24 protein-coding genes are annotated in these 24,769 nt (G+C 59.6%); 11 read left to right on the top strand and 13 right to left on the bottom strand.

What is annotated here, in order from left to right; genetic code table 11:
- The first annotated feature begins 1 nt into the window (after position 1).
- From ABIN98_RS26665 to ABIN98_RS26625, 9 genes are all read left to right on the top strand, one after another.
- A complete protein-coding gene (locus ABIN98_RS26665; protein ID WP_346914902.1) occupies positions 2–1,213 on the top strand; it encodes a dihydrolipoamide acetyltransferase family protein in 1,212 nt (403 codons plus the stop codon).
- Positions 1,210–1,455: a phosphopantetheine-binding protein gene (locus ABIN98_RS26660; protein WP_346914900.1), complete on the top strand. Its 246-nt coding sequence runs from the start codon at positions 1,210–1,212 to the stop codon at positions 1,453–1,455. The genes ABIN98_RS26665 and ABIN98_RS26660 overlap by 4 nt, the downstream gene beginning before the upstream one ends.
- A gap of 130 nt (positions 1,456–1,585) precedes the next feature.
- Positions 1,586–2,137, top strand: a complete 552-nt coding sequence (locus tag ABIN98_RS26655) for an HPF/RaiA family ribosome-associated protein (protein ID WP_346914898.1) — start codon at positions 1,586–1,588, stop codon at positions 2,135–2,137.
- A gap of 143 nt (positions 2,138–2,280) precedes the next feature.
- Complete coding sequence (locus ABIN98_RS26650; RefSeq protein WP_346914896.1) at positions 2,281–4,743, top strand: AAA family ATPase; 2,463 nt, start codon at positions 2,281–2,283, stop codon at positions 4,741–4,743.
- Between the two features lie 3 nt (positions 4,744–4,746).
- Positions 4,747–5,508, top strand: a complete 762-nt coding sequence (locus ABIN98_RS26645) for a hypothetical protein (RefSeq protein WP_346914894.1) — start codon at positions 4,747–4,749, stop codon at positions 5,506–5,508.
- 94 nt (positions 5,509–5,602) lie between these two features.
- Entirely contained in the window at positions 5,603–5,953 is a 351-nt protein-coding gene (locus ABIN98_RS26640) for a c-type cytochrome (protein WP_346914892.1), read from the top strand.
- 427 nt (positions 5,954–6,380) lie between these two features.
- Positions 6,381–8,297 (top strand): TRAP transporter fused permease subunit, encoded by a 1,917-nt coding sequence (locus ABIN98_RS26635; RefSeq protein ID WP_346914890.1) that lies wholly within the window; start codon positions 6,381–6,383, stop codon positions 8,295–8,297.
- Positions 8,298–8,336: 39 nt separating this feature from the next.
- Complete coding sequence (locus ABIN98_RS26630) at positions 8,337–9,311, top strand: TAXI family TRAP transporter solute-binding subunit (protein ID WP_346914888.1); 975 nt, start codon at positions 8,337–8,339, stop codon at positions 9,309–9,311.
- Positions 9,312–9,382: 71 nt separating this feature from the next.
- Complete coding sequence (locus tag ABIN98_RS26625) at positions 9,383–10,042, top strand: dienelactone hydrolase family protein (protein WP_346914886.1); 660 nt, start codon at positions 9,383–9,385, stop codon at positions 10,040–10,042.
- Positions 10,043–10,174: 132 nt separating this feature from the next.
- On the opposite strand, the gene ABIN98_RS26620 is transcribed toward ABIN98_RS26625, so the two are convergent.
- The 5 genes from ABIN98_RS26620 to ABIN98_RS26600 form a co-directional block, all read right to left on the bottom strand.
- The gene (locus tag ABIN98_RS26620; protein ID WP_346914884.1) at positions 10,175–10,669 is read right to left on the bottom strand and encodes a permease; all 495 of its coding nucleotides are present in this window, start codon (positions 10,667–10,669) and stop codon (positions 10,175–10,177) included.
- Positions 10,669–11,292 carry a hypothetical protein gene (locus ABIN98_RS26615; protein WP_346914882.1) on the bottom strand — a complete coding sequence of 208 codons (624 nt, stop codon included), beginning with the start codon at positions 11,290–11,292 and terminating at the stop codon, positions 10,669–10,671. The genes ABIN98_RS26620 and ABIN98_RS26615 overlap by 1 nt, the downstream gene beginning before the upstream one ends.
- A gap of 141 nt (positions 11,293–11,433) precedes the next feature.
- Positions 11,434–12,615: an osmoprotectant NAGGN system M42 family peptidase gene (locus ABIN98_RS26610; protein WP_346914880.1), complete on the bottom strand. Its 1,182-nt coding sequence runs from the start codon at positions 12,613–12,615 to the stop codon at positions 11,434–11,436.
- The gene (gene ngg / locus ABIN98_RS26605; protein ID WP_346914878.1) at positions 12,612–14,393 is read right to left on the bottom strand and encodes an N-acetylglutaminylglutamine synthetase; all 1,782 of its coding nucleotides are present in this window, start codon (positions 14,391–14,393) and stop codon (positions 12,612–12,614) included. The genes ABIN98_RS26610 and ngg overlap by 4 nt, the downstream gene beginning before the upstream one ends.
- A 4-nt stretch (positions 14,394–14,397) precedes the next feature.
- Positions 14,398–16,173 carry an N-acetylglutaminylglutamine amidotransferase gene (locus tag ABIN98_RS26600; RefSeq protein ID WP_346914876.1) on the bottom strand — a complete coding sequence of 592 codons (1,776 nt, stop codon included), beginning with the start codon at positions 16,171–16,173 and terminating at the stop codon, positions 14,398–14,400.
- 85 nt (positions 16,174–16,258) lie between these two features.
- On the opposite strand from ABIN98_RS26600, the gene ABIN98_RS26595 reads away from it, so the two are divergent.
- The gene (locus ABIN98_RS26595) at positions 16,259–16,732 is read left to right on the top strand and encodes a MarR family transcriptional regulator (protein ID WP_346914874.1); all 474 of its coding nucleotides are present in this window, start codon (positions 16,259–16,261) and stop codon (positions 16,730–16,732) included.
- A gap of 5 nt (positions 16,733–16,737) precedes the next feature.
- Here ABIN98_RS26595 and ABIN98_RS26590 read toward each other — a convergent pair whose 3' ends face one another.
- The 7 genes from ABIN98_RS26590 to ABIN98_RS26560 form a co-directional block, all read right to left on the bottom strand.
- Complete coding sequence (locus ABIN98_RS26590; RefSeq protein ID WP_346914872.1) at positions 16,738–17,292, bottom strand: DUF2478 domain-containing protein; 555 nt, start codon at positions 17,290–17,292, stop codon at positions 16,738–16,740.
- Between the two features lie 131 nt (positions 17,293–17,423).
- Positions 17,424–18,230, bottom strand: coding sequence for a 2-oxo-hept-4-ene-1,7-dioate hydratase (gene hpaH, locus ABIN98_RS26585; RefSeq protein ID WP_346914870.1), 807 nt, complete (start codon positions 18,228–18,230; stop codon positions 17,424–17,426).
- Positions 18,227–19,087: a fumarylacetoacetate hydrolase family protein gene (locus tag ABIN98_RS26580; protein ID WP_346914868.1), complete on the bottom strand. Its 861-nt coding sequence runs from the start codon at positions 19,085–19,087 to the stop codon at positions 18,227–18,229. Before ABIN98_RS26580 ends, hpaH begins: the two co-directional genes overlap by 4 nt.
- Positions 19,087–20,502, bottom strand: coding sequence for a pyridoxal-dependent decarboxylase (locus tag ABIN98_RS26575; RefSeq protein WP_346914867.1), 1,416 nt, complete (start codon positions 20,500–20,502; stop codon positions 19,087–19,089). Before ABIN98_RS26575 ends, ABIN98_RS26580 begins: the two co-directional genes overlap by 1 nt.
- Before the next feature lie 10 nt (positions 20,503–20,512).
- Complete coding sequence (gene hpaD, locus ABIN98_RS26570; protein ID WP_346914865.1) at positions 20,513–21,493, bottom strand: 3,4-dihydroxyphenylacetate 2,3-dioxygenase; 981 nt, start codon at positions 21,491–21,493, stop codon at positions 20,513–20,515.
- A 21-nt stretch (positions 21,494–21,514) separates the two neighbouring features.
- Positions 21,515–23,026 carry a 5-carboxymethyl-2-hydroxymuconate semialdehyde dehydrogenase gene (gene hpaE, locus ABIN98_RS26565; protein WP_346914863.1) on the bottom strand — a complete coding sequence of 504 codons (1,512 nt, stop codon included), beginning with the start codon at positions 23,024–23,026 and terminating at the stop codon, positions 21,515–21,517.
- A gap of 3 nt (positions 23,027–23,029) precedes the next feature.
- Positions 23,030–23,416, bottom strand: coding sequence for a 5-carboxymethyl-2-hydroxymuconate Delta-isomerase (locus ABIN98_RS26560; RefSeq protein WP_346914861.1), 387 nt, complete (start codon positions 23,414–23,416; stop codon positions 23,030–23,032).
- A gap of 195 nt (positions 23,417–23,611) precedes the next feature.
- On the opposite strand from ABIN98_RS26560, the gene ABIN98_RS26555 reads away from it, so the two are divergent.
- Complete coding sequence (locus tag ABIN98_RS26555; protein WP_346914859.1) at positions 23,612–23,971, top strand: MarR family transcriptional regulator; 360 nt, start codon at positions 23,612–23,614, stop codon at positions 23,969–23,971.
- Positions 23,972–23,992: 21 nt separating this feature from the next.
- On the opposite strand, the gene ABIN98_RS26550 is transcribed toward ABIN98_RS26555, so the two are convergent.
- Positions 23,993–24,745 carry a GntR family transcriptional regulator gene (locus ABIN98_RS26550; RefSeq protein WP_346914857.1) on the bottom strand — a complete coding sequence of 251 codons (753 nt, stop codon included), beginning with the start codon at positions 24,743–24,745 and terminating at the stop codon, positions 23,993–23,995.
- Between the last annotated feature and the right edge of the window lie 24 nt (positions 24,746–24,769).

Raw genomic sequence — 24,769 nt, 5'->3', positions numbered from 1 at the left:
GATGGCCGCCTTCGTCATGCCCTCCCTGGGCTCCGATATGGATGCGGGTACCCTGGTCGAATGGCTCAAGAAGCCAGGCGACAAGGTGCATCGCGGCGACATTGTCGCCGTCGTCGAAACCCAGAAAGGCGCGATCGAAATCGAATCCTTCCAGGAAGGAATCCTCACCGGTTATCTGACTGATCTCGGCAAGAAGGTTCCGGTCGGAACGCCGCTCGCGGTCATCAAGGAGGAAGGCAAGGACGATCCGGACGACGAGGCTTTGATGGCGGGCGTGGCTCCCATCGCCGTAATGCCTTCGGCTCCGGCCCAAACACCGGTCGTCGCCGCCAATAAAGAAATCGAGAAAGCGCCTCCCTCGGCCGGAGCACGACTGAAAATCTCGCCGGCGGCCGGGCGGCTCGCGCAGACCTCGGGCATTGATCCGTCGACACTGACCGGAACAGGGCCGCAAGGCTCGATTGTCCTTGCCGATGTCATGGCCCGGCTGGAACAGAAGCGTGGCCCGGCGCTTCCGGCAACAAAGGCAGTCCGGGAAGGCGGGGAGCAGCTGACCGGCATGCGCGCGGCCATCGCCGCTGCCATGGCGCATTCCAAGCGGGAAATTCCCCACTACTATCTCAGCCAGACCGTCGATCTGACCGATGCGGAACAGTTCGTCGCCAAAGTGAATGCCGGCCGGCCGCCGGAAAACCGGCTGCTGTTGGGTACATTGTTCGTCAAGGCCGTCGCGCTGGCCTGCCGGAAGTTCCCCGAATTCAACGGCCACTTCGAGGACGAGGCGTTTCATGCTTCCGCAGCTGTCCATGCCGGTATGGCGATCAATATCCGCGGTGGCGGTCTGGTCGCCCCGGCAATCCATAACGCCGAAACCCTCGACCTTGACACCTTGATGGACAAGATGCGCGATCTGGTGGCTCGCGTTCGGGCAGGGCGGTTCCGGGCAACTGAGCTCGCCGACCCGACGATCACGGTTTCAAGCCTGGGCGATCGGGGCGTGGACTCCCTCTACGGGGTCATTTATCCGCCTCAGGTCGCCATCATCGGGTTCGGAACGCCGGTCATGCGGCCATGGGAACAGGACGGCGAGGTGACTCTCAAGCGGGTCGTCACCGTGACCCTTGCCGCCGACCACCGGGTCAGCGACGGCCACAGCGGCGCCCGGTTTCTGAATGCCATCGAAAAGCATCTGCACAAACCGGAGGACCTATGACCCGCGAAGAAATCGAGGCCGTGCTGCGCGCGGAAATGCATAAGATCGCGCCGGATATCGAGATCGACGACATCGACCGCCAGGAAGATCTCAGGGACGAATTCGATATCGATTCCATGGACTTCCAGAACCTGGTCGGGGCCCTGTCCAAACGGCTCGGCATCCCGATGCCGGAAGCCGACTACGGTCAGATGGGATCCTTTGATGCCATGCTGGATTATCTGACGGACCTTGCCGGCTGAACAACTGCACGATTGATTACGGTCAATGCCCGGCCGCCGCAGCGGGAACAGATTTGAAACGTCAAATGGCTAAAGGCCCTTGCGGCGCATCTCGTGCCGCGAAACAACCGGGCCGGATGGGAGTAGAAAAATGGATTCACCGGCAAACATCACTTACCGCCACATGGAACCTACACAGGCCGTGCGCGATGATATCGAAAGCCGGATCGCCGACCTTGAGAAATTCCACCATCACGTCATCAGCTGCAACGTCGTCGTGAGTGGACCTTCGCAGAAGCACGAGACCGGACAGGAGTTCCACGTCCAGGTGATGGTGCAGGTGCCGGGTCAGAACATTACCGTTTCCGACAAGCTCGGACGGAGCGAAGCGACGCCCGATCTCAGCCTGCTCATCAACAGGGTCTTTGAAGCTGCAGACCGGCAGTTGCGGGAACGCACACGTGTGATGGGAGGACGTGAAGTCAAACATCACGCGGAGATCATGCACGGTACGATCGACCGTCTTTTCGAAGGCGAAGGCTACGGCTTCATCAAGGCCGAAAACGGCGACGAAGTCTATTTCGAGATGGACAACCTCACCAACGGCGACTGGAAGAAGCTTCGCGTCGACATGAAAGTGAAATTCCGCGAAGGCATGGGCGACAAGGGGCCGTATGCGATGAATGTTTCCGTTTCGTCCTGAAGCCGAGGGCTCCATTGGGACTTGGTATTAGTGGCGCCACAACCGATAATCGGTATCGGTGACTTGGTCTGCGGTTCCCGGGAAGGACTTGGGGACCGCAGCCCGTTTGACCCTCACAAACTTCGTATCGACAGGGGACCGCTTTGGCTTCGAAATCCGAGAAATCCGCATCAAAGACCAATTCGGAGATCGGGCCGGTAAAACCGCTAACTCCCGAACAGCTTTTGCGGAGAGCGGATCTGTCCGCACTGGATTTCAAGACCACGAAGGATCTGACACCACTCAAGGGCCTGATGGGACAACGCCGTGCCATCGATGCAATCGATGTGGCGACCGGCATCGAAAACGTTGGTTTCAATCTGTTCGTTCTCGGGGCTTCGGAACGCCTTGCCCGGGAATCGGTCACCGTGACCTTGAAAGGGTCCGCGCAGGCCCGGCCCACCCCGCCGGACTGGATCTATGTCAACAATTTCAGGGAGCAGCACAAACCGACTGCCATTGCGTTTCCGGCAGGCAGGGGCGGGAAATTCAAGGACGCTATGGAAAGCCTGGTCGATGATCTGATGGCTGCACTGCCTGCTGTCTTTCAAAGCGATGAGTACCAGGCGCAAAGAAGCGCGGTTGACGAAAAGTTCCAGAAGCTCCAGGGGGACGCCTTCGCGGAGCTTCAGAAAAAGGCCAGCGAAAAGCAGATCGCGCTGCTGCGCACGCCGATGGGGTTCGCCCTCGTGCCGTCCAGGGACGGCAAGGTGGTGCCGCCGGAGGAGTTCAACAATCTGGGCGAGGACGAGCGCAAACAGATACAGGCCGTCATCAGGGAACTGGAAACGGAACTCGAACACATCATTCGCCAGATCCCGAGGTGGGAAAAGCAGCGCCGTGAAGAAACCAAGCACCTGAACAGCGAAACGACTCAGGCGGCAGTCGATCCGGAGATCGACGAAATCCTGGCGGACTATTCGGATCTGCCTCGGGTCGTGGAATATCTGGAGGCAGTCCGGGAGGATCTCGTCAAGAATGTTGCGATTTTCATCCTGCGGGATGAGGAAGCTTCGCAGACCGGAGAAGATAGCTATCCGACCGGCAATGCCTTCGACCGGTACAAGGTGAACCTGCTGGTGACCAGGGCAGACCATGAAGAAGGGGCGCCGGTTATAGAGGAATTGCATCCGACATTGAGCAACCTGACCGGGCGGATCGAGCACATTGCCGCACAGGGAGTCCTTGCGACCAACTTCAGGCTGATCAAGGCAGGTTCGCTTCATCGGGCCAACGGCGGTTTTCTGCTCCTGGACGCGCGCGGGCTCCTGACGGAGGCGTTCAGTTGGACAGCTCTTAAACGGGCGCTCCGGAGCCGGACGATCAAGATCGAGGACATCAATCAGCTGATCGGTCTCACCAGCACCATATCCCTGGAGCCGGAACCGATCCCGCTCGATCTGAAAGTGGTCCTCTTCGGCGACCGTTACACTTACTATCTGCTATCCCTTTTCGATCCGGAATTGCACGAGCATTTCAAGGTTCTGGCCGATTTCGAAGACAGCATGGAGCGTACGCCGGAGAGCGAAGCGCTGATGGCGCGGGCGGTCGCCTCCATCATCGAACGCGAACAGCTTCTGCCCATGGATCGCGCCGGTGTGGAACTGGTCGTGGAAAACTCTGCTCGTTTGATCGAGCATTCCGGCAAATTGGGCCTGTCTCCGGATCAGGTCCGAGACCTGCTTGTGGAGGCGAGCCACTATGCGAAAGCGGCGGAGCGGGAGGTCATTTCGAGGGACGACGTCCAGAAGGCGCTCGATCAGCGGATCGACCGGGCTTCACGGGTACGCGAACTGCTTCAGGAACAGGTCCTTAAAAAAGTTGCCCTGATCGATACCGAAGGCAGCCGGGTCGGCCAGATCAACGGGCTGAGCGTCATGAAGACCGCCGGCGAATCCTTCGGCCATCCGACGCGGATCACCTGCCGGGTGCGGCCGGGGTCCGGCAAGGTGGTCGATATCGAGCGGGAAGTCGAAATGGGTGGTCCTATCCATTCCAAGGGTGTCCTGATCCTCTCCGGCTTCCTCGCCGGGCGTTTTGCCCTCGATGCGCCGATGTCCGTGCAGGCAAGCCTGGTGTTCGAGCAGTCCTATGGCGGTGTGGAAGGCGACAGTGCCTCGTCAGCCGAACTCTACACGCTGCTGTCGGCGCTCGCCGATGTGCCGATCCGTCAGGATCTCGCCGTGACCGGCTCGGTCAACCAGCATGGTGACGTTCAGGCGATCGGCGGCGCCAATGAAAAGATCGAGGGCTTTTTCGACATCTGCAAGGCGCGTGGCCTGACCGGATCTCAGGCCGTGCTGATCCCCGCTTCCAACGTGCAGCACCTGATGTTGCGCGCGGATGTGATTGCCGCTTGCGAGGAAGGAAAGTTTGCCATCTATCCCGTCTCGACCATTGATGAGGGGCTGGAACTGGTTACCGGGCGGCCGGTGGGAAGGCGGGAGGACGACGGGCAATTCACCGAAGGCTCCGTCTACCGGATGATCGAGGACCGGCTTAAAGCCTTTACCCAGGTCAGAAAAAGCCTCGCTGAAGATGGCAAGGGGAACAAGCCGGGGAACTGAGCCATGATCACCTATTCGCGTCTCGTTTTCGGATTTCATCAGGCTGCGTTCAATACGGCAATCGTTCGCCAGACGGTCGAGGCTGCCGGTCTTCTGGATCTCGAATTACACGGCATTTATGTCCGCGATCCGGAACTGATGGGCGCGGCCCGCCTGAGCGGATTGCGTGAATACCGCCTTTTGGGAAACCGGGTGGAAGCAATTGATATCGGTTCCCTTGGCGACTCGATCGAGGCGGCCGCCAGGCGGGCCCAGGAGCTCGTCGAGGCGGAAGCCGCGCATAAGAAGGTTCGCAGTCGTTTCGAAGTGCTGACATCTGCGGTTGGTGAGGCGATTCAAGCGGCTGCGAAAGCATCCGATATCGTGGTACTCTCCCAACCGGACAGCGCTCTGGAGCGATCGAGCGAACCGTACCGCCAGTATCTGCAGGCGGTTAGCCAGTCGAAGTCTGCCGTTCTTTTGTTGCCGCGCCGATCGCGGCCAGGCGGTAGCCGGATATTGGCTTTGGCCAGAACACCGCAGGACAAATCCATTGACGTCGCCCGGACTATTGCGGACCGTGTCCACGGTCTGGCGGGGGTCGAGGATCTGCGCAACCCACAGCATAAAAGCCATTCGGCACTAAAACCTTCGGAACGGGAGCGGCTTGTCATTGCGACCCGTGATCCGGCAAACAACACGCTGTTTTCCCAGTGGCTTGACCTGATCGGCGAGCGCCAGGCACCGGTGCTGCTGCTGCCAAGCGAGCCGGACACGGATGGATAGACGTGCTAATCGGCCTTCGTCATTCGGCTTGAAAGCACCATTCGCCAGGGTGATTGTGACTAGAAACTCGGAACCCAAGAAACCGGCAACGGATATGCGAACCAACCTGCCACTGATAGCTGCAACACTGATTGCCTTGTCCTGCGTTTCCTATGTTCCGCCGGTGCTGGCCGGCGGCAGTGTGGAACGGGGCAAGGCCGTAATCGAACAATGGTGCCGAACCTGCCACCAACAGGCGGGAGACACTCCAAATCCGGATATGGCGCCGCCCTATGAGCAGATCGTTCTACGCCCCGATCATACGCGGGCCTATTTCATGCAATTCCTGAAAGAAGATCATTTTCCGATGACGACCTACCGCCTTTTCGACAGCGAAAGGGAAGATGTGGTTGCCTATCTGATGGCCCTGCAGCAATCGGAACTGAACAAAAGGGGAGGAAATTGAGCGGCCCGGGAAGAACTGTCGTCCGGTTCGGGGATGGCGGCCGTAAAGACGTTGGCCTGATTATAGGCAATGGAAACAGTATGATCTGTATTGGCGCACCGCCTGAGATTTGATTGAGTTCGGCGGATTGTAATCGTCAGGAATTTACCGGAAAACGCGGAATACAACGGTGTCATCGATATCGCGGTGGTCAAGTCCGGAGACGCGTGGGTATTGTCTTTTGTTTATATCCAATAGGAATTTCTTATGTGCATTTGACGAATTGCCGGTGTTAGATGCCCTCACGGAAACCGAATGCATCATAAAAAACATCCTGGGAGGGTGGCGGCATGGCCGTGAAAGACGCCGCATTGGATGACAATGCGCAAATGTCTGGACCTTGCGAAAAACAAATAGAAAAGAATGGACTTCCCGGTGAGGCCGGACAATGAGCGATGTATCGAAATCCGGGTCTTACCGTGACTGGTTGATCGCTTTTTTCGCCACGCTCATGTGTGTCGCCTGCATACTCTGGAATATCGAAGCGCCGACCCGCCTCGGATTTGCGATCCTGAAGCAGCAGTATATGGCCTTTCAATTGGGCCTTGCCCTGACCATTGCCTATCTGCGCTATAACGCCCGCGGTGAAGAAAAGGACCATGTCGGATGGCTGGACGGCGCAATCGCGCTTATTGCCTTCGCCGTTCTGATGTATGCGGCCTATGACTTCAGTTGGCTTCTGAAGGAGCAGGCCTACCGGCCATGGCAGATCACCGTTGTTGGAGCAGTGGTGACGATTGCGGTCATGGAGGGCGTGCGCCGTCGGGCAGGGTGGATGCTGTTCGGCATTGTCGGCGTGTTTTTGATTTACGCGCTGTTCGCGGACAAGGTGCCGGGCGACCTGATCGGCAAGGCGCTTTCTCCAGTCCGGCTTGTCCAGTATGTCGGCTTTGATCCAAGTGCGGTGTTCTCGACGCCCTTGGCCGTGGGTACGATCATCGTGTTGTTGTTCGTATTCTTCGGCCAGTTGCTGTTCGCGGCCGGAGGGGGCACGTTCTTCACCGACCTCGCCATGGCTGCAACAGGGCGCGCACGCGGCGGCAGCGCCAAGATTTCGGTGGTTGGATCGGCCCTTTTCGGCTCGATTTCCGGAAGCGCGGTGTCCAATGTGGTGACCACAGGTGTCGTCACGATTCCCTTGATGAAACGCGGTGGATATTCCGGCCGCGATGCCGGAGCCATTGAGGCCGTCGCCTCGACAGGCGGTCAGCTCACCCCGCCAATCATGGGGGCGGCGGCCTTCCTGATGGCCGAGCTTCTGGACATATCCTATCTGACAGTTGCGGCAGCGGCCCTTATTCCGGCAATTCTCTATTACGTCAGCGTCTTCATTCAGGTGGACTTGATCGCCGGCCGAGATCATATCAGCCAAAGCGACGAAGAGGCTCTATCGGTCAAGGAGGTCTTCCGCGAAGGCTGGCATTTCTGCCTGCCTTTCGGCGTTTTGCTTTGTGCCTTGTTCTGGTGGCGGTTCGATCCGGAGGATTCGGCTCTTCTGGCTTCCATCGCCATCGTCCTGGTCGGCTTCCTGCGCGGATACCGGGGCGAACGACTGACTTTAAAAAGTCTCGGCAATGTCTTTACGGAGACGGGGACATCCATGGTCGATCTGATCCTGGTTGTCGCGTCCGCCGGCTTCGTGATCGGCATCCTGAACATCACCGGGCTCGGCTTTGCGCTCACGCTTCTCCTGGTCAACTCGATCGGCGCGAATGTCATCTTGTTGTTGCTGGTCTCCGGCGTCATCTGCACGGTTTTGGGCATGGGGATGCCAACATCGGGGGTCTATCTGCTGCTGGCGGCACTCGTCGCACCTTCGTTGGTGGAAGCCGGCATTCAGCCGATTGCCGCCCACATGTTCATCCTCTACTTCGGCATGATGTCGATGATCACGCCTCCGGTTGCGCTGGCCGCTTTTGCGGCTGCGACCATCACCAAGGAAGGTCCCCTTATGACCGGATTGACCGCCATGCGGATCGGATGGGCGGCCTACATCATTCCGTTCGTCTTTGTGGCGACGCCGGCACTGCTTTTTGAAGGAACCTGGGGCGAGATCGCTCTGGCGACCAGCCTGGCCGGGATCGGGGTCGCAGCAATCTGTGCTGGAATGGTCGGCTTCATAAAGTCAAAGCTCTCAGTACCGGTTCGCCTGTTGCTTGGCGCTCTTGGAGCCTTGGCGCTGCCGTTGGGTTTCCTTCCCGAAGGCAATTTCCTGCACATTCCCGCAGCGGCCGGCGCCGTCATTCTGACGGCAGGGCTTCTCATAGTCGACAAACGAAAAGTCCGGCGCGAGGCGTCGGTCTGAATTGGCTGAAATCACAAATACAATGAAAGGGAGGACTACATGAAAACCAGTATGAAATTGATCGGCGCGGGCCTGCTGGCATCCGCTCTGTCCATTTCCGGCGCCTATGCGCAGGTGGTCACGATCGCGACAGGCGCACAAGGGTCTCTGGCCTATAATTCCGGCCAAGCTGTTGCAAAGGTCGCCAATGATGCCGGGATCACGGCACGCACCCAGCCGTTGGTCGGCTACCTGCCACTGATCAATTCCGGAGAAGTCGACTTCGGGTTCTCCAACGGTGTTGAAGCCGAATACGCCTTCTCCGGAACCCGGAACTACGATCGCAAGAACCCGAACATGCGACTGGTCGGGGTCATGTTCCCGCTGACGACCGGCCTGATGGCACCCTGTGATCTCGGGCTGAAGACGATTGCCGATGTGAAGGCGAAAGCCGCCGAATTGCGGCTGGCTTCGGAATATACGTCGTCGACCATCATTCCGTTTTACATCGCAGGCGGTCTGGCCAATGCGGGGCTGACCTATGACGATTTCAAGAAGGTTCCGGTCGCCAGCTTCGTGGCCGGCATCAACGCGCTCGGTGATGGCCTGGTGGATATCGCCCTGGTCAGCCTGAATTCCGGCGCCGGCCAGCAGGCCGCTGTCAAGCTGAAGTCTCGCGGTGGTCTGTGCTACATCTCGCAGGATAATTCGGATGCGGGTGTCGCCGCGTTCAAGAAATTTCTGCCGGCCGGGGATATTGTGTCCTTGAAGCAGAACGAGAAGATCAACGGTCTTCAGGACAGTGGTGCCAACATCATGCGGATCCCGTGGGTGATGCTGACCAACGCCGATGTCAGTGACGATCTCGTCTATAAGATGACCAAGGCGATCGCCGAAAACAAAGAAGCCCTGAAAGCGGCATTCGGAGCGTTTGCCCGCGCCGATGCGGCGACGATGGCGCCGGCGAACATGGTTCCCTACCACCCGGGCGCCGTGCGCTACTTCGAGGAAGCCGGCATCAAGGTCGGCGGCTGACGCATTCCGGCGCCGCCCGGATGGGCGGCGCCTTTTCGCAAACGAATTTACGCAAATTGGAGTGAACTGAAATGATGAGGCAACTGACTGCGGCCGATGGACATACGTTCGATTGCTGGATTGAGCCCGCGCAGGGAACCCGCCGGGGCGGTCTCGTCATTCTCCAGGAAATCTTCGGTGTGACCGACCAGCTGAAAGGCGTTGCAGCGCGTTACGCTAAGCTCGGCTATGAGGTTGCCATTCCTGCCTTGTTCGACCGGAAGGAAAAAGTGGCTGTGATCCCCTTCGATCAGGCAACGCGCGGCCGGGACCTGATGCTTTCAATCGATACCGCAGACTGCATCGCCGACACGGCAGCTGCCGTGAATGCGCTGAAGGAAAATGGCGGAAAGGTCGCCGTCATAGGTTTCTGCTGGGGCGGCGGCCTTGCGGTGCGTGCGGCTCAGAAGCTGGATATTACCGGCGGGGTTTCCTTTTACGGCACACGCCTGAAGCAGTTTCTGGACTGTCCGCTGAAAGCGCCCATGCAGGGCCATTTCGGCACGACCGACGACCACACGCCGGTTGACCTTCTGGAAGAAGTGAAGGCCTATCTGCCGGACTTCGAAATGCACATGTACGAAGCCGGACATGCCTTCGCCAATGAAGCCCGCGCCGCAACCTATGTAGCGGAAGCGGCGGAACTCGCCCATAAGCGGACTGAAACGTTCCTGGCTAAGGTTGTCGGCTGACAAGCATCTGCCTCTCCGTCTGGGGAAGATTGACCGAAGGGCGTTCCCCCCGCGTTTCAACACAAATGGCCGAGCGGAGAACCTGTCAAAGGCTTCTCCGTTTGGCGCCATGGGCCTATTGATCCCACAGGGCTATCTGACCGCAAACCAGGCCAGATGGCCGATGATGATCGGGACGGGTGCCGACAGCAGGATCCGCGCACCGGTAAAGCGTGCGCGCATGACCGGCAGTTCCCAGATCAACGTCCTGTAGAAAGAAAACAGCATCCAGGACACTATGAAGGCCATGAGTTGGGGAACGCCCGCTCCGGATTTCAAAGCTGCTGCTCCGATCGCAAAGGCAACTACCGGCCCGCCGGGAACAATGGCGCCGACGGCCGAAGCAATCAGAATTCCGAGACTTGCCGATCCGGAGCCGAGCAGGGAACTGACCGTCTCTCTGGGCAGAAGTTCGGCGATGAAGCCGGATCCGAAAATGCCGACGCAGATTCTGGGGGCGATATGCAGGCTCTCACGGGCCGCGTCCCTGAAACCGGCGGAAAAAGTGCCATCATTCTTGCGGTAGGCCAGGACACCCATGGCCACCGTTGCAGTCCAGAGAAACACGGTGAAGAGCACAAGCGCCATCAGGTTGTCCGGTCCGAAATTAGCTTGGTGCCGCGATAGAAATATTGGGCCGCAAATCCGAGCAGGAACGGGATCGGCAGACACAGAAGAAGCCGCCAGCCGACGATTTGATTATCGATGAAAGCCATCTCCCAAACGATCGTCCGGTTGGCGCTGAGCAGAAGCCAGCTGGTCAGGAAAGCGATAATGACGGACAAGGCCGCGCCGCCTTGCGAAAAGGCGATGGCCAGAGGGAAGGCGGTCATCGGTCCGCCGGGCAGGATGACGCCGGCGAAAACCGCAAGAGACATGCCCCCGATGCCGGACTGATGACCGAAATGGCGGGCGATGACTTCCTTCGGCAGAAGACGGCGGAGCCAGGCGGCCAGCAGAACGGCGGCCAGAACCTTCGGGGCGATATCGAGAGCCAGGGCACTGTCCTTGGCAAGGATATCCAGAACGTGCTGTGCTCCCCGCCGGTAATAGACCACCCCGACCGCGATAAACATGATCGCCGAAACGGTGAGGAACCCGGCGTCGAACAGACGTCGTTTCTTCGGGTGCTGCGGGGTTCGGGCGGAACCGATGTCCGGTATGAGCTGGCCGACCGACGGCCCGGAGTTATCTGTTTCTTCCTGCTTCACGTTTTCCTCCGGCGGGCCAGCTGGACGATGTCATATCAGCACTGTGTGGCAGAACGATCGTAAAAACCGTCTACGACAGGATAGGGGATGAAAAGGCAGGGTCGCCGGCCCGCGGTCGGGGCCGGCGTAGAGCGGACCGGTCTATTCCGCCGGCCCGTGTTGGGGTTCGGACTGCGGTTTGCTGGTCTCGGGACTGAGAACCTGCTCCGCGTCGCCGGTCGGTTGGGAGGTGAAGCCTCTGAGATCCGAAAAGTCTCGGGCATCGCGTTTGATCTGGACCGGGCTGGTGGCATAGACGGTTGCCAGTTCGGCCAGCGACCGCAAGGCATGCATGTGAATGCGCTCGTAGCCGTGGCTGGCATCGATGCCGAAGGTGATCAGCGCCGTTCTGACATCCGCGCCGGCCTCGACGGCCGAAGCGGCATCGGACCGGTAATACCGGAACACGTCCTTCTGATACTTGATCGCGTTGTCCTGGCACAGTTGGGCGATCTTTCGGGTGAGGTGATAGTCGAAGGGCCCTGTCTGATCGCCCATGGCAATGGTCACGCCGAATTCTTCCGAGTTCTGGCCGGGGGCGGACGTGCCGTTGTCGATCGCGACCAGCGAAGCGACTTCCTGCGGCAGGATCGCTGACGCGCCGTGCCCGGTTTCCTCGGCAATGGTGAACAGCCAGTAGAGGTCGACTGTCGGTATCTCGCCGGAATCGATGAAGGCCTTAATGGCCGCCAGCATGACGGCCACCCCGGCCTTATTGTCCAGATGCCGTGAAACGACAAAGCCGTTGTCGAGAAACTCTGATTGGGGATCAATCGAGACGATATCGCCGACGTCGACCCCGAGTTTCTTCAGGTCGTCCTTCGTGCGTGCATAGGCATCGATCCGCAATTCGACATAGTCCCATCCGACCGGCAGTTCGTCGACGCCGGTATTGAACGTGTGTCCAGATGCCTTGAGCGGCAGGATCGTTCCGGTATACGCGCCGCTGTCGGTGAAGATGGTGGTGCGTGCACCCTCGGCGAAACGCGCGGACCAGCTGCCGATCGGCACGACTTCGAGACGGCCGTTGTCTTTCAGTGCCTTGACCTGCGCCCCGAGCGTATCGAGGTGGGAAACGAAAGCCCTTGCCGGTTTGGGCTTTTTTCCATCCAGACGCGCCCGGATCGCACCCCGGCGGGTCAGTTCGTAAAATACACCGAGCCGGTCCAGTTCCTTGCAGACATGACGGACGATTTCGTCGGTATACCCGGTCGGGCTCGGGATCTTCAGGAGACCTTCGAGAATTTTACTCAGATACGGGACGTCGATAGAAAGCAGGGTCATAAAGCAGTCCGGTTCAAGGCATTCCGCACGGATTGCGGCATGGACAGAGGAAAGAGAAAGTCGACGAAACGTTCCGCGGTCGGCTGCGGCTCATGATTGGCGAGACCGGGACGCTCGTTGGCTTCGATAAACCAATAGTCCGGTCCGCGGTGGGATGGCACCATCAGATCGATCCCGGTCACAGGTATTTCGATCGCCCTGGCGGCGCGGATCGCCGCATCGATCAGCGCGTAATTGGTCTCGCCGGTGACGTCGTGGATCGTCCCGCCGGTGTGCAGGTTGGCCGTCTTGCGGACCTGGACCGATTTGCCCTCGGGCAGAATGGTTTCCAGATCGTAGCCAGCAGCCCTGAGACAGCGCATCGTTTCCTCGTCGACGGGAATGCGGGATTCGCCGTCGGTCGCCGCCGCCCGGCGGCGCGACTGCGCTTCGATCAGGTCGCCGACGCTGGTCCGGCCATCGCCGAGAATTTCCGCCGGCCTGCGGATGGCCGCGGCCACCACCTTGTAATCGATCACCACCAGGCGCAGGTCGTCGCCGGTCACGCATTCCTCGATCAGGACGTCATTGGAGAATGTTTTTGCAGCGTCCACTGCCGACAAAACCTCGTCGAGTTCAGTCAGGCCGATGGAGATGCCTTTTCCCTGTTCGCCTCTCGCCGGCTTGACGACCAACGATCCGTGCGTTTCAAGAAAAGCCTCGGTTTCCGCGGTGTCTCCGGCAAGCATTTGTTTCGGGATGGTCAATCCCGCCCTGGAAACGACCCTCTGGGTCACCGACTTGTCGTCGCAGATCGACATGGCGACGCCGCTGGTAAAGTCGGTCAGGGACTCCCTGCATCGAACGGAACGGCCTCCATAGGAGAGGCGGAAAAAGCCGCCTTCGGCATCCAGGATTTCCGCACGGATCCCGCGCCGTCGGGCCTCGTTCAGAATGATGGTCGCATAAGGGTTGAGCTGTTCCTCAACCGTGGGGCCGGCGTAAAGCGCCTCGTTGATCGTGTTCTTCATCTTCACGGTGAAGAAGGGGACACGCTTGAAGCCGAGCTTTTCGTAAAGGGCTATGGCCTGGGTGTTGTCGTGCATCACCGAGAGGTCCATGTAGGGAATGCCGCGACCCTTGAACTGCTCAGCAAGGCGGCGGACCAATGCTTCGCCGATGCCCGGGAAGCGGGCCTTGGGCGAGACGGCCAGACACCACAGCGAAGAGCCCTTGTCCGCGCCGTTGGTCGCCACGTCGTGGTTGATGCCCATGGCGGTGCCGACGATCTCGCCGGTTTCGTCTTCTTCCGCCACAAGCACGGTCAATTCCCTCTGGTCCATCTGGTTCCAGAAGAAATCCAGTGGGACCGGAACCATGTTCCGGCTGCCGTACAGCACATTGATGGCTTCGGCATCCCGGCGCGAGCCCAGTCTGCGCACCGTAAAACCTTTTCGCCGATTGCGGGCGGGCCGGTAGGTCGCAAGATCCAGGCGGTAAGTGTGGGACGGATCCAGGAAAAGTTCCTGGGGCGCCGAGCCGACAAGCACGTGGGGGTCACGGACGTAGAACGCGATATCGCGCCGGTCGGGCTGCTCGTCACGAAGGACCGAGATCAGATCTTCCGGATTGGTGAAGGTGTTGCCGAAGATCAATCGGCCCCAGCCGCATTCCGCGACTCGGTTCTTGTGCGCTTCGATTCCGTCCGCCCGGTACTCCGGCTTCATGCCGTGGTCACGCAGGCGCTTCAGGCGATGGTCATAGGCGCCCTTGGGCCGCGAAACCTCTTGCTCTGCCATTCCTTCAGACCTCCTGAGTCTGCAACCACATTTCCAGAAGCGCAGCCTGCCAGAGTTCGGAGCCGCGCAGCTTTGTGATGTATTTGGTCGGATCCTTGAACAGCTTGTCCAGATAAGCCTCCTGGAAAAGCCCGCGGCTGCGGGCGGCATCGTTAGTCAGGGTATCGCGGACCATGTCCAGATAGCTGCCCTGGATGTATTTCAGGGCCGGGACCGGGAAGTATCCCTTGGGCCGGTCGATGACTTCGGAAGGAACGACGAGGCGGGCCGCTTCCTTCAAGACGCCCTTGCCGCCCTGGGCGAGTTTGTGTTCGGCCGGAATGCGCCCGGCGAGTTCCACAAGCTCATGATCGAGGAACGGCACGCGCGCCTCCAGGCCCCACGCCATGGAATGGTTGTCGACCCGTTTGACAGGGTCGTCCACCAACATGACATTGGTATCAAGGCGAAGCGCCTTGTCGACCGGATCGTCCGCACCCGGCTTGGCAAAATGCTGTTCGACGAAGGCAAGGCTCTCGTCGCGGTCGCAGTGATACTCCGGCGAGATCGCTTCGTTCATCGCCTTGAAGGAGCGATCGAAGAAGGCATCTCGATAGGAGGCGGCAGGCGTATTGGCGCCGACCATTTCCGGATACCAGTGATAACCGGCAAAGACCTCGTCCGCGCCCTGGCCCGACTGGACCACCTTGATGTATTTGGAGACTTCCCGGGACAGCAGATAGAAGCCGATATTGTCGTAGGAGACCATCGGCTCCGACATCGCCTTGATCGCACCGGGCAGATTGCCCTGCAACTCGGACGAGGGGATGAAGATCTTCTTGTGATCGGTGCCGTAGTGATCGGCGATCAGGTCGGAATAGACGAACTCATCGCCCTTTTCGCCATTGGCTTCCTCAAACCCGATGGAAAAGGTCGCCAGGTCCTTCTGACCTTCTTCCGCCAGCAGGCCGACGATCAGGCTGGAATCGACACCGCCCGACAGGAGCACGCCGACCGGCACATCGGCTACCATCCGACGGCGGACCGCCGTGCGCAGGCCGTCGAGAACCATGTCCCGCCATTCTTCCGCGGAGCGGTTCAGGTCTTCGGACGATTTTTCAAAGCGCGGCTCCCAATAGGTGACGTCCTTGAAAGCGCCGTTCTTGTCGATCGTCCTCACCGTGGCGGCCGGCAGCTTGCGGACACCTTTCAGGATGGTGTGAGGCGCCGGGACCACCGCGTGCCAATTCATGTAGTGATTGAGCGCAATCCGGTCGATTGACGTATCGACATCGCCGCCGGCGAGCAGGGCAGGGAGCGACGATGCAAAGGCCAGGCGTCCGCCGCCTTCGGTATAATACAGCGGCTTGATGCCGAACCGGTCGCGGGCGAGATGCAACCGGCCGCTGTCATGCTCATGGATCGCGACGGCAAACATGCCGTGGAACCGCGAAAAACAGTCCGCTCCCCATTCCGCCCAGGCTTTCAGGATGACTTCCGTATCGCTGGTCGACACGAAGGAATGACCTTTTTCCAGCAATTCCTGGCGCAGGTCCTGGTAATTGTAGATGCAGCCGTTGAAAACCAGCGACAGACCGAGGGACATGTCGGTCATCGGTTGAGCGCCCTTGTCGGACAGGTCGATGATTTTCAGGCGGCGATGGCCGAAGGCGACGCGGCCGCGCATGGAAACGCCCATGGCATCGGGGCCGCGGGCAGCCATGGCCCGCGCCATTCTGTCGACCCGGGCCGTGTTCGCCAGGTCGTCTCCAAATACCACTTCACCGCAAATGCCACACATTGAATCGCTTTTTCCTTGTCAGTTTGCTGTTGGCGCAATACATAGGGATCAAATCATTAGAGGTCAAATTATCAGAGCTATAAATATGGAAAGCGGGGAAACAGCAAAGGTCTTCAAGGCGATCAGGCGCATCGTCAGGGCAATCGATTTGCGGTCTCGGCAGGTATCCCGTGCCGTTGGCCTGACCATTCCGCAGATCGTCGTTCTTCAGGCCATCCGCGACCTGGGACAGGTCACGACAAAAGCTTTGTCCGAACAGGCAGACCTGTCGTCAGCGACCGTGGTCACGATCCTCGACAAGCTGGAGGAGAAGGGACTGATCACGCGGTATCGCTCGGATACCGATCGCCGAATTGTCCATACGCGTTTGACCGACCAGGGCCACGCGATCCTTTCAGAGGTCCCGAGCCTGCTTCATGTGGATTTTCAGGAAAAGTTCGCAAACTGCTCGCCGGAAAAGCAAAAGGTGCTCGTCGATGCAATCGAGGAGATCGCGGAAATGTTAAATGCGCACAAGCTCGATGTGGCGCCGATCCTGACGACCGAAGAACTCGGTTGAGACCGTCAGGCGGGGCTTTTCACCGGTTCGCAAACAGCATCGCACCAGGACAGAACCGCGTCCCGATCCAACGGCAGCAGTTCACCCATGCCGCCATGAAACTCTTCCCAGGCGGAGACATAGTCCTCGCGCACGGCAAGAAGGACCGGGATCTCGGCACAGACCGCCTGCTCCAGAACCTGACGAAGTCCATAGCCTTCCGATTCCGCTCGGCCGAAACGATTGACGATCAGCATGTCGGCGCCCGCGATCAGGTCGGCAGAAAGCCGGCCGGCGACATCGGTGATCGCATGCGGGTCCAGGCGGCAGCCCTGGGCATGCGCACCACGGTCTTGCAGAACCGGCATCTGCCAGCTGTCTCTCAGGCTCGCGAGGCAGACATTTTTTTCGCTGCGCCCTTCAGGGATCGCTGATTGCTGCAGGACGCCGGCAAGGTTCAGGCCGCGCGCAGCAAGTGTCCGGCTGACATCCTCCAGGAGGCTGTTGACCGGATCTTTGGACTTGAAGAGGATCCCTGCAAGAGGGAGCCGGGACTGACCGGAACCTTGAGAAAGAGACACGAACCGCCTTGCCGTTTTGACTGTATTCCCGCGATCGGGAAACCTCGCCTATAGCAGGTTCCGGCCTTATTTCACAACTCTGTTGACTACGGCGGTAACAGCCGGGCAGTCGGCTCCTCGTCAGGTCTGGTCTATTCGAACGTGCAACTAACCTTGCCGAAGGCCCCAAAATCGGCCTCGATTTTCGAGCCCGGCGAGCATTCCAGCGGACGGATGAAGGAACCGGAGAGGATGATTTGCCCGGCCTTGATCTGCTGACCGTAAAGCGCCATGCGCCGGGCGAGCCAGACCACGCTCTCGACGGGGTCGTTGAGCACACCGGCGCCGAGGCCGGTTTCTTCCACCTCGCCATTGTTGGTGACGATGGCGCCGACCCAGCGAAGGTCGACCGCGTCGACCGTATGTTTTTCGCTGCCAAGGACGAGACCGGCATTGGCTGCGTTGTCGGCGATGGTGTCGAAGATCTTGCGGGCTTCGCCTGTCTCCGGATCCTTGCGCAGGATACGTGTGTCGAGGATTTCGATACTGGGCGTAACATAGTCAGTCGCAGCCAGCACATCAGCCCGGGTAACGTTTTCGGTCGGCACATCTGCCTTCATGACGAAGGCGATCTCGGCTTCCATGCGCGGCTGGATGAACCGGCCTTTCGGAACGGCCGCGCCATTTGCAAACAGCATGTCGTCGAACAGGATCCCGCTGTCGGGAATATCGATGTTGAGCGCCTGCTGCATGGCCTTTGAGGTGAGGCCGATCTTCCAGCCGATCACCGTTCGTCCAGCCGCAATCTTGTGAGCCGTCAAGGCATCCTGAACCGCATAGGCATCGTCCATGGTCATGCCCGGATGGCGCAGAGAAAGAAGTCCGATCTGCTTACCGGACTTTTCCGCCTCATAGAGGTCCCGAGCCGCAGCCGTAACGTCGTCTTTCGAGAGCGTCATGCTTCATCCTCCACGCCGCTGCGCAGCATGCCGATGCCGTCGACCTCAATTTCAACCACATCTCCGGGTTTCAGGAAGATCGGCGGATCGAAGCGCGCGCCGGCACCGGTCGGTGTGCCGGTGACGATGATGTCGCCGGGCTTGAGCGTGGTAAAGGTAGAAATGTATTCGATCTGGCGCGGGATCGGAAACAGCATCCGGCTGGTGCGATCGTCCTGGCGCAGCTCACCGTTGACCTTCGTGGTGATCCGCACGTCCTCAAGCTGGTCCTTCGACGTGAAGGGAACGAGCCAAGGGCCCATCGCGCCGGATTGATCGAAATTCTTGCCCTGGGTGACGTTGAACTTGGCATGGCGCACCCAGTCCCGGAGCGTACCCTCGTTGCAGAGCGTGACGGCGGCGATATGGTCATAGGCGTCAGCCTGGGAGATATGCCGGCCACCCTTGCCGATGACGATGGCGATTTCGCCTTCGTAATCCAGCTTGTCGGAAGCCTTCGGCCGGATCAGCGGCCGGTCGTGCCCGGTGAAGGAGCCGGGGAAGCGGATGAACAGCGACATGTTCGGCGGCGCTTCCTGGCCGTCCTTGTATTCAGCGTTCCTGTCCGGGAAATTGACTCCGACACAAATGATCTTTTCCGGAGCGGGAACGGGGATTTCGTAGGCAAAACTGCCGTTCGGATGGGTAACGGCTTTACCGTCTGCAGCCTTTTCCAGTTCAGAAAGCGCATTCGCAGCAATAACTTCCCGCAGGGAGGGCCATTGGGGGAATTCGGGCGACAGGGCGATCATGCCGGCATCTGTCACCGCGCCGTAGAAGGTTTCGCCGTTGGCGGTATAGGTCGCGAACTTGGTCATTATGTCTCCAGGGAGCGGGCAATTTCGGTGATAACGTCGAAGGCGGCAGCGACATCCGCTTCGGTACAGTCGAACTGGCCGACCTGGAAGCGGATCACTTTCTTGCCCTCGAAAAGGGTTTGCGTGATGTAGATGCGGCCGTCGTCATTGATGGCATCGACCAGGTGCTGGTTGAGAGCATCGAAATCGGCCGCACCGTTTGGCGCATATCGGAACGAAAACAGGGACAGCACCGGTTCGGTAATGATCTCGAAGTCCGGCTCCGCGCGCAGCCGTCCGGCAAGTGCTTTTGACCAGCTCACATGATTGCGGATCCGTTGGCGCAGATCCTCCAGACCGTAGCTGCGGATCAGGAACCACAACTTCAGGGCCCGGAAGCGGCGGCCGAGGGGAACCGACCATTCGGAATAATTGATCATCCCGTCATGGCCGTGGGTCTTCAGGAACTCCGGCCGGATCGCCAGCGTGCGCACCAGGTCGTCCGGGTTTTTCAGGAAATGCGCCGAACAGTCGAACTGGGCGCCGAGCCATTTGTGCGGGTTGAAGACCATGGAATCCACCCCGTCCACGCCCTGCCACAGGTCGCGGAACTCCGGAACGATCATGGCCGCACCGGCCCAGGCCGCGTCGAGATGGGTGTAGAGATCGAACTCTTTCGCCACTCCGATACAGGCGGCGATGTCATCGGAGCCGCCGATGCTTGTGCCGCCGGTACTCAGAATAATACCGGCAGGTTTGAAGCCTGCCTGCAAATCCGCTCTGATTGCCTTGCGCAACGCCTCCGGCTGCATGCCGCGCCGATCGCCTTCGACCGGGATCCGGATGAGATTGTCCTGGCCGATGCCGGACACCCACATGGCCCGGTCGACGGAGGTGTGGACTTCTCCCGAGGCATAGATGCGCAGACGCGGCTGATCGAACAGGCCCTTTTTATTGCCATCCCAGCCGAGCGCCTTCTCGCGCATGGTCAGCACGGCCGCCAGGGTTGCGGAAGAAGCGCTGTCCTGGATGACGCCGGCAAAGGTGTCCGGCAGCCCAACGGCCTGTCGAAGCCAGTCGAGCATCCGGGTTTCCATTTCCGTTGCCGCAGGAGACGTCTGCCAGAGCATGCACTGGGCGGCCATGGTGGAGACGATATATTCCGCCAGAACCGAGGGCGGAGCGGCATTTGCCGGAAAGTAGGCGAAAAACCGCGGGTGCTGCCAATGGGTCATGCCCGGCAGCACCAGGTTCTCGAAGTCCGCGAAAATCGCGTCCATCGGTTCGCCCGTTTCGGGTGGCGATTGGGGCAGCCGAGCGAGCAGGTCGCCCGGCTTCACCTGTGCCCGGACGGGTCGGTCGCGCAGTCCCTTGTGATAGGCCGCGCCCCAGTCCGCTATCCGGCGCCCCCAGCGGGCGAAATCCTCCCAGTTCATAAATCTTACCTCAAGGCGCGATGATCGGTTGGGCCGCCAGCGTCGGTTCCCGAACCTCGGCACCGGCAAACAGCGAGCCTTCCTCGAACCAGCTACGAGGCGCAGGCGCTCCCCACAGGGTCTGGCGTTGCGGATCCTTCAGGTCCCATTTGATGGGCTCCAGATCCGGATCGACGGTCTGGTAGTCGGAACAGTAGATCTCGATTCGATGCCCGTCCGGGTCGCGGATATAGAGGAAGAAAGCATTGGAAATGCCATGGCGTCCAGGGCCGCGCTCGATATTGGAGACCCAGCCGGTGGTGGACATCAGGTCAAGCAGGTCGATGATGTTGAGCGGGGTCGGCACCCAGAAGGCCGTGTGATGCAGGCGGGGGCCACGGCCGTTGGTGAAGGCAATGTCATGCACGCCGCCCTTGCGGTGGGTCCAGGCGGCCCAAAGGCGGCCGCTGACTTCGTCCTCGGTATATTCGGTCACGCGGAAGCCGAGTTCGTTGTAGAAGGCGACCGAGGCATCGACATCCGGCGTGAAGCAGTTGAAATGGTCGATGCGCAGCGGCTTGACGCCCTTGTAGAGCGCATATTTCTGGTGGATCGGCTCAAGCCGGTCCATGCGCGCGTAGAACTCCAGCGGCGTTCCGAAATTGTCCCGGGTCCGGAACGTGCGGGACTGGTAGGGGCGTTCGACCCATTCAACCGGCAGATCCTTCGACTTGAAGAAATGCGCGGCCTTTTCCAAGTCTTCCTCGCCGAAGACCTTAAAGCCGAGCTCACAGGCGCGGGCTTCCTCTGCCTGTCTCAAAACAATGCAGTGATGCCCGCGTTCTTCCATGGCGCGCAGGTAGATCGCATCGTCGGTCTGGTCGGTGATCTGCAGACCGAGTGTGTCGACATAAAAGGCCTTGCTCTTGGCCAGGTCCGTGACGCCGAATTCGACATGGCTCAGGCGGACGATGTTGAACGGCGGATAGAGGTTCGGAGCCGGTATCGGCATGGGTGTTTTCCTTTTTATTTGTTACGCGCCGAGCCGCGGGATGGCGTGCTGGCCGGTCGCAAAACCGATGTGTTTCTGTTCCATGTAGAATTCGAACGACCAGTCGCCGCCGTCACGGCCGATGCCGCTGGCCTTGACGCCGCCGAAGGGAGTCGGCAGGTGACGGACGTTTTCTGAATTCACCCAGATCATCCCGGCCTCGAGTTTCGCGGTGAAACGAAGGGCGCGGCTCAGGTCGTTGGTCCAGACGTAACCGGTCAGCCCGTACTGGACGGCATTGGCAATCTCCAGCGCTTCCTCTTCGGTCTTGAAGCGGATCGACGTCAGCACCGGCCCGAAGATCTCCTCCTGGGCAATGCGCATGTCGTTGCTCGCACCGGTGAACAGGGTTGGCCGGACGAACCAGCCGGTGTCGCCCGCGCGTTCGCCGCCAGCGGCAACCGTCGCACCGCCTTCGCGGGCAATGTCGAAATAGCTGGTGACCTTGTCGAAATGGGTCTTGTGGATCAACGGACCGATCTCGGTCTTAGGGTCGAGCGGGTGGCCGACCTTGATGTTGTTGACCCGTTCGACCAGCTTTGCCTCGAATTCGTCGGCGATCGTATCCTGCACCAGAAGCCGCGAGGAAGATGTGCAGCGTTCGCCGTTGAGCGAGTAGATCATGAAGATCGCCGCATCGAGCGCCCGGTCGAGATCGGCATCGTCGAAGACGATGACCGGGTTCTTGCCACCGAGCTCGAAGTGCACGCGCTTCAGGGTGTCCGCACCCTGTTTCATGATCATGGAGCCGGTCTTGCTTTCACCGACAAAGGCGATTGCCTTGATGTCCGGATGTTCGGTCAACGCCTTGCCGGCGTCTTCGCCGAAGCCGTTGACAAGGTTCCAGACGCCTGCCGGCAGGCCGGCGTCTTCGGCGATTTCCATCAGAATACGGGCCGTCACTGGGGAAAACTCAGCGGGCTTATGAACCACCGTGCAGCCTGCGGCGAGCGCAGGCGCAATCTTCCAGGTCGACAGCATGAACGGCGTATTCCACGGCGTGATTACGCCGACCGGGCCGATCGGAAGTCGCGTGGTGACGTTCAATAGGGTCGGGGAGGGCAGGGCCTGACCGTCGCGGGCCGCAGGAGCCCGATCGGCGAAGAAGCGGAAGTTTTCGGCCCCGCGAAGGGCGGCCTTTGACATGAAGCGCAGGGCCTGTCCGGTATCCCAACATTCGCAGAAGGCGATTTCCTCGGCTCGTTCCACGATCTTGTCGGCGATCTTGTGCAGGATCTTCTTGCGTTCAGTCGCAGGCATATCGCGCCAGGCAGGGAAGGCATCCTTTGCCGCCTTGGCCGCGGCGTCGATATCGGCAGCACCGCCTTTGGCGACCTGGCAGATCAGGCTGTCATCAACGGGCGAGCGGTTTTCGAAGGTTGCGCCGCTTGCGGCCGAAACGGCTTTGCCGCCGATCTGGTTGAGGACACCGACGTCCTGAAATCGTTTCAGATAGCCGGCCAGTTTTTCGATATTCTGGTTGAGGTCGGACATGTTTCAAGAATCCTTCAGGTACTTGCGGATTGTTCCGGTCTTGGGCGAAAGTTCCGGATCGATGTCGCGCATTTCAAACGAGACGGCGAGCGACCGGCTTTCGAGCGTAGGGGCGAGATAGGACGTGATGGCGGCGAACATTTCTTCCGTCGAGGCCTTCTTGACCTCGTCGGAGCGGCCGCCTCTCAGGCGCAGGGAAATGTCGAGGAAGGCGTGATCCGGATTGCCGTCGGCGATAGCGTAGTAGTCCGCTTTGAACGCCCGGACCCGGATACCCGGCGTTGGAAAGGCGTCAATGCCCGCGGCCGTCTTGCGCAGATGTTCGCAAAAGGCCGCCATGTCGAGCGTGGCTTCCAGATTGGCTGAATATTCGATGATGATATGGGGCACATCATCCTCCCGTTTTGTTATTATTTAATATGTTAAATAATATTTTGAAGCTTGTCAATCAATGGGTATGAATCTTGGAAATAAGCCGATATTTATCAGATTATGGACGGAGAATCAGACAGCCTTAACGACCGCAAGTTGCCATCGACGGCGCGGTCCTTGCCGATCGCGTTGATCCGGGCGCGTGAAAAGGTCATGGGCCCGATCAGGGAAATGCTGTCGAACTCAGGCCTGACCGAACAGCAGTGGCGCATTTTGCGCGTCCTGGATGAGTTGGGACCACTCGATTCGACAAAGTTGTCTGAGAACGCCAGCCTGCTCCTGCCGAGCCAGACGCGAATTGTTCAGACGCTGCTCGAAAAGGGGCTGGTGACCCGGCAGGCCGATCCGTCTGACCGCCGCCGCCAGACGGTCGCCATAACCCCGGCGGGTCAACAGATCATTCTCGACAATCTGGACGAGGCGCAACGGCTTGCTGCACATATCGAAACCGTGCTCGGCAAGGAGACCGTGGATCGTCTGCTCGATATTTTAGAAGAATTCGACCGGCTGTAATCGACCTGGATCGGTGCGGTCTTATTTCGAAAACAGCATAGAATAATTGACGGTCGCGTGGGAATGCTCCCGCATCATGGCTTCTGCTCGTGCCGGATCTCTTTTTGTAATGGCGTCGAAGACGATCAGGTGCTGGCCGTGACCGATGGTCAGGCGCTGGAATTCCATATCGAAATTTTCCGAATTGAAGACCAGCGTGCCCGGCTTGACGAGAGGCAGGTTTTCCAGCCGGGTCAGCGTAAAGGGGACAAAGGTGTTGTCGCACGCGTCCAGGATCGTTTCGTGAAAAAGCGTATTGCCTTCCTGGTACAGGTCTACGCCGCGAAAGTCATGGGCGCCGATCAGGCCGACGGCTTCGCCCGTCATTTGCAGTGACCGGCGGATTTTGATGTCCGCATCCGTGGTGAGGCCGCTCATGGCCAGGCGTCGGGCGGCGAGCCCCTCCAGGACACCTCGGACTTCATAGGCTTTGGACAGATCGTCGAAATCGAGATCGCAGACGGTATAGCCACGGCCGTCCCGTTTCTGGATCAGGCCTTCGACTTCAAGGGTCTTGAGCGCCAGGCGAATGGGGGTGCGCGATACTTTCAGCAGCGATGACAGGCCGACTTCGGTGATCTTCGCGCCGGAAGGTATGCTGCCATCCATGATCAGCCTGCGGAGCGCCGTCAGCACCCGTTTGTCGGATGTTGTCTGGCCTCCAGTGGAATTCGCGGGCCCTTCGAGGGATTCGATCGCCTCGAGGACCGGCTCGCTATCCGCATAACTTTTCATTGAAGCACTATAATTTTTGGATAC

The sequence above is a fragment of the uncultured Roseibium sp. genome (assembly GCF_963675095.2).
In the GTDB taxonomy this organism is placed as follows: domain Bacteria; phylum Pseudomonadota; class Alphaproteobacteria; order Rhizobiales; family Stappiaceae; genus Roseibium.
Note: the sequence above shows the minus strand (reverse complement) of the source record. Positions and strands in the feature narration are given on the sequence as shown.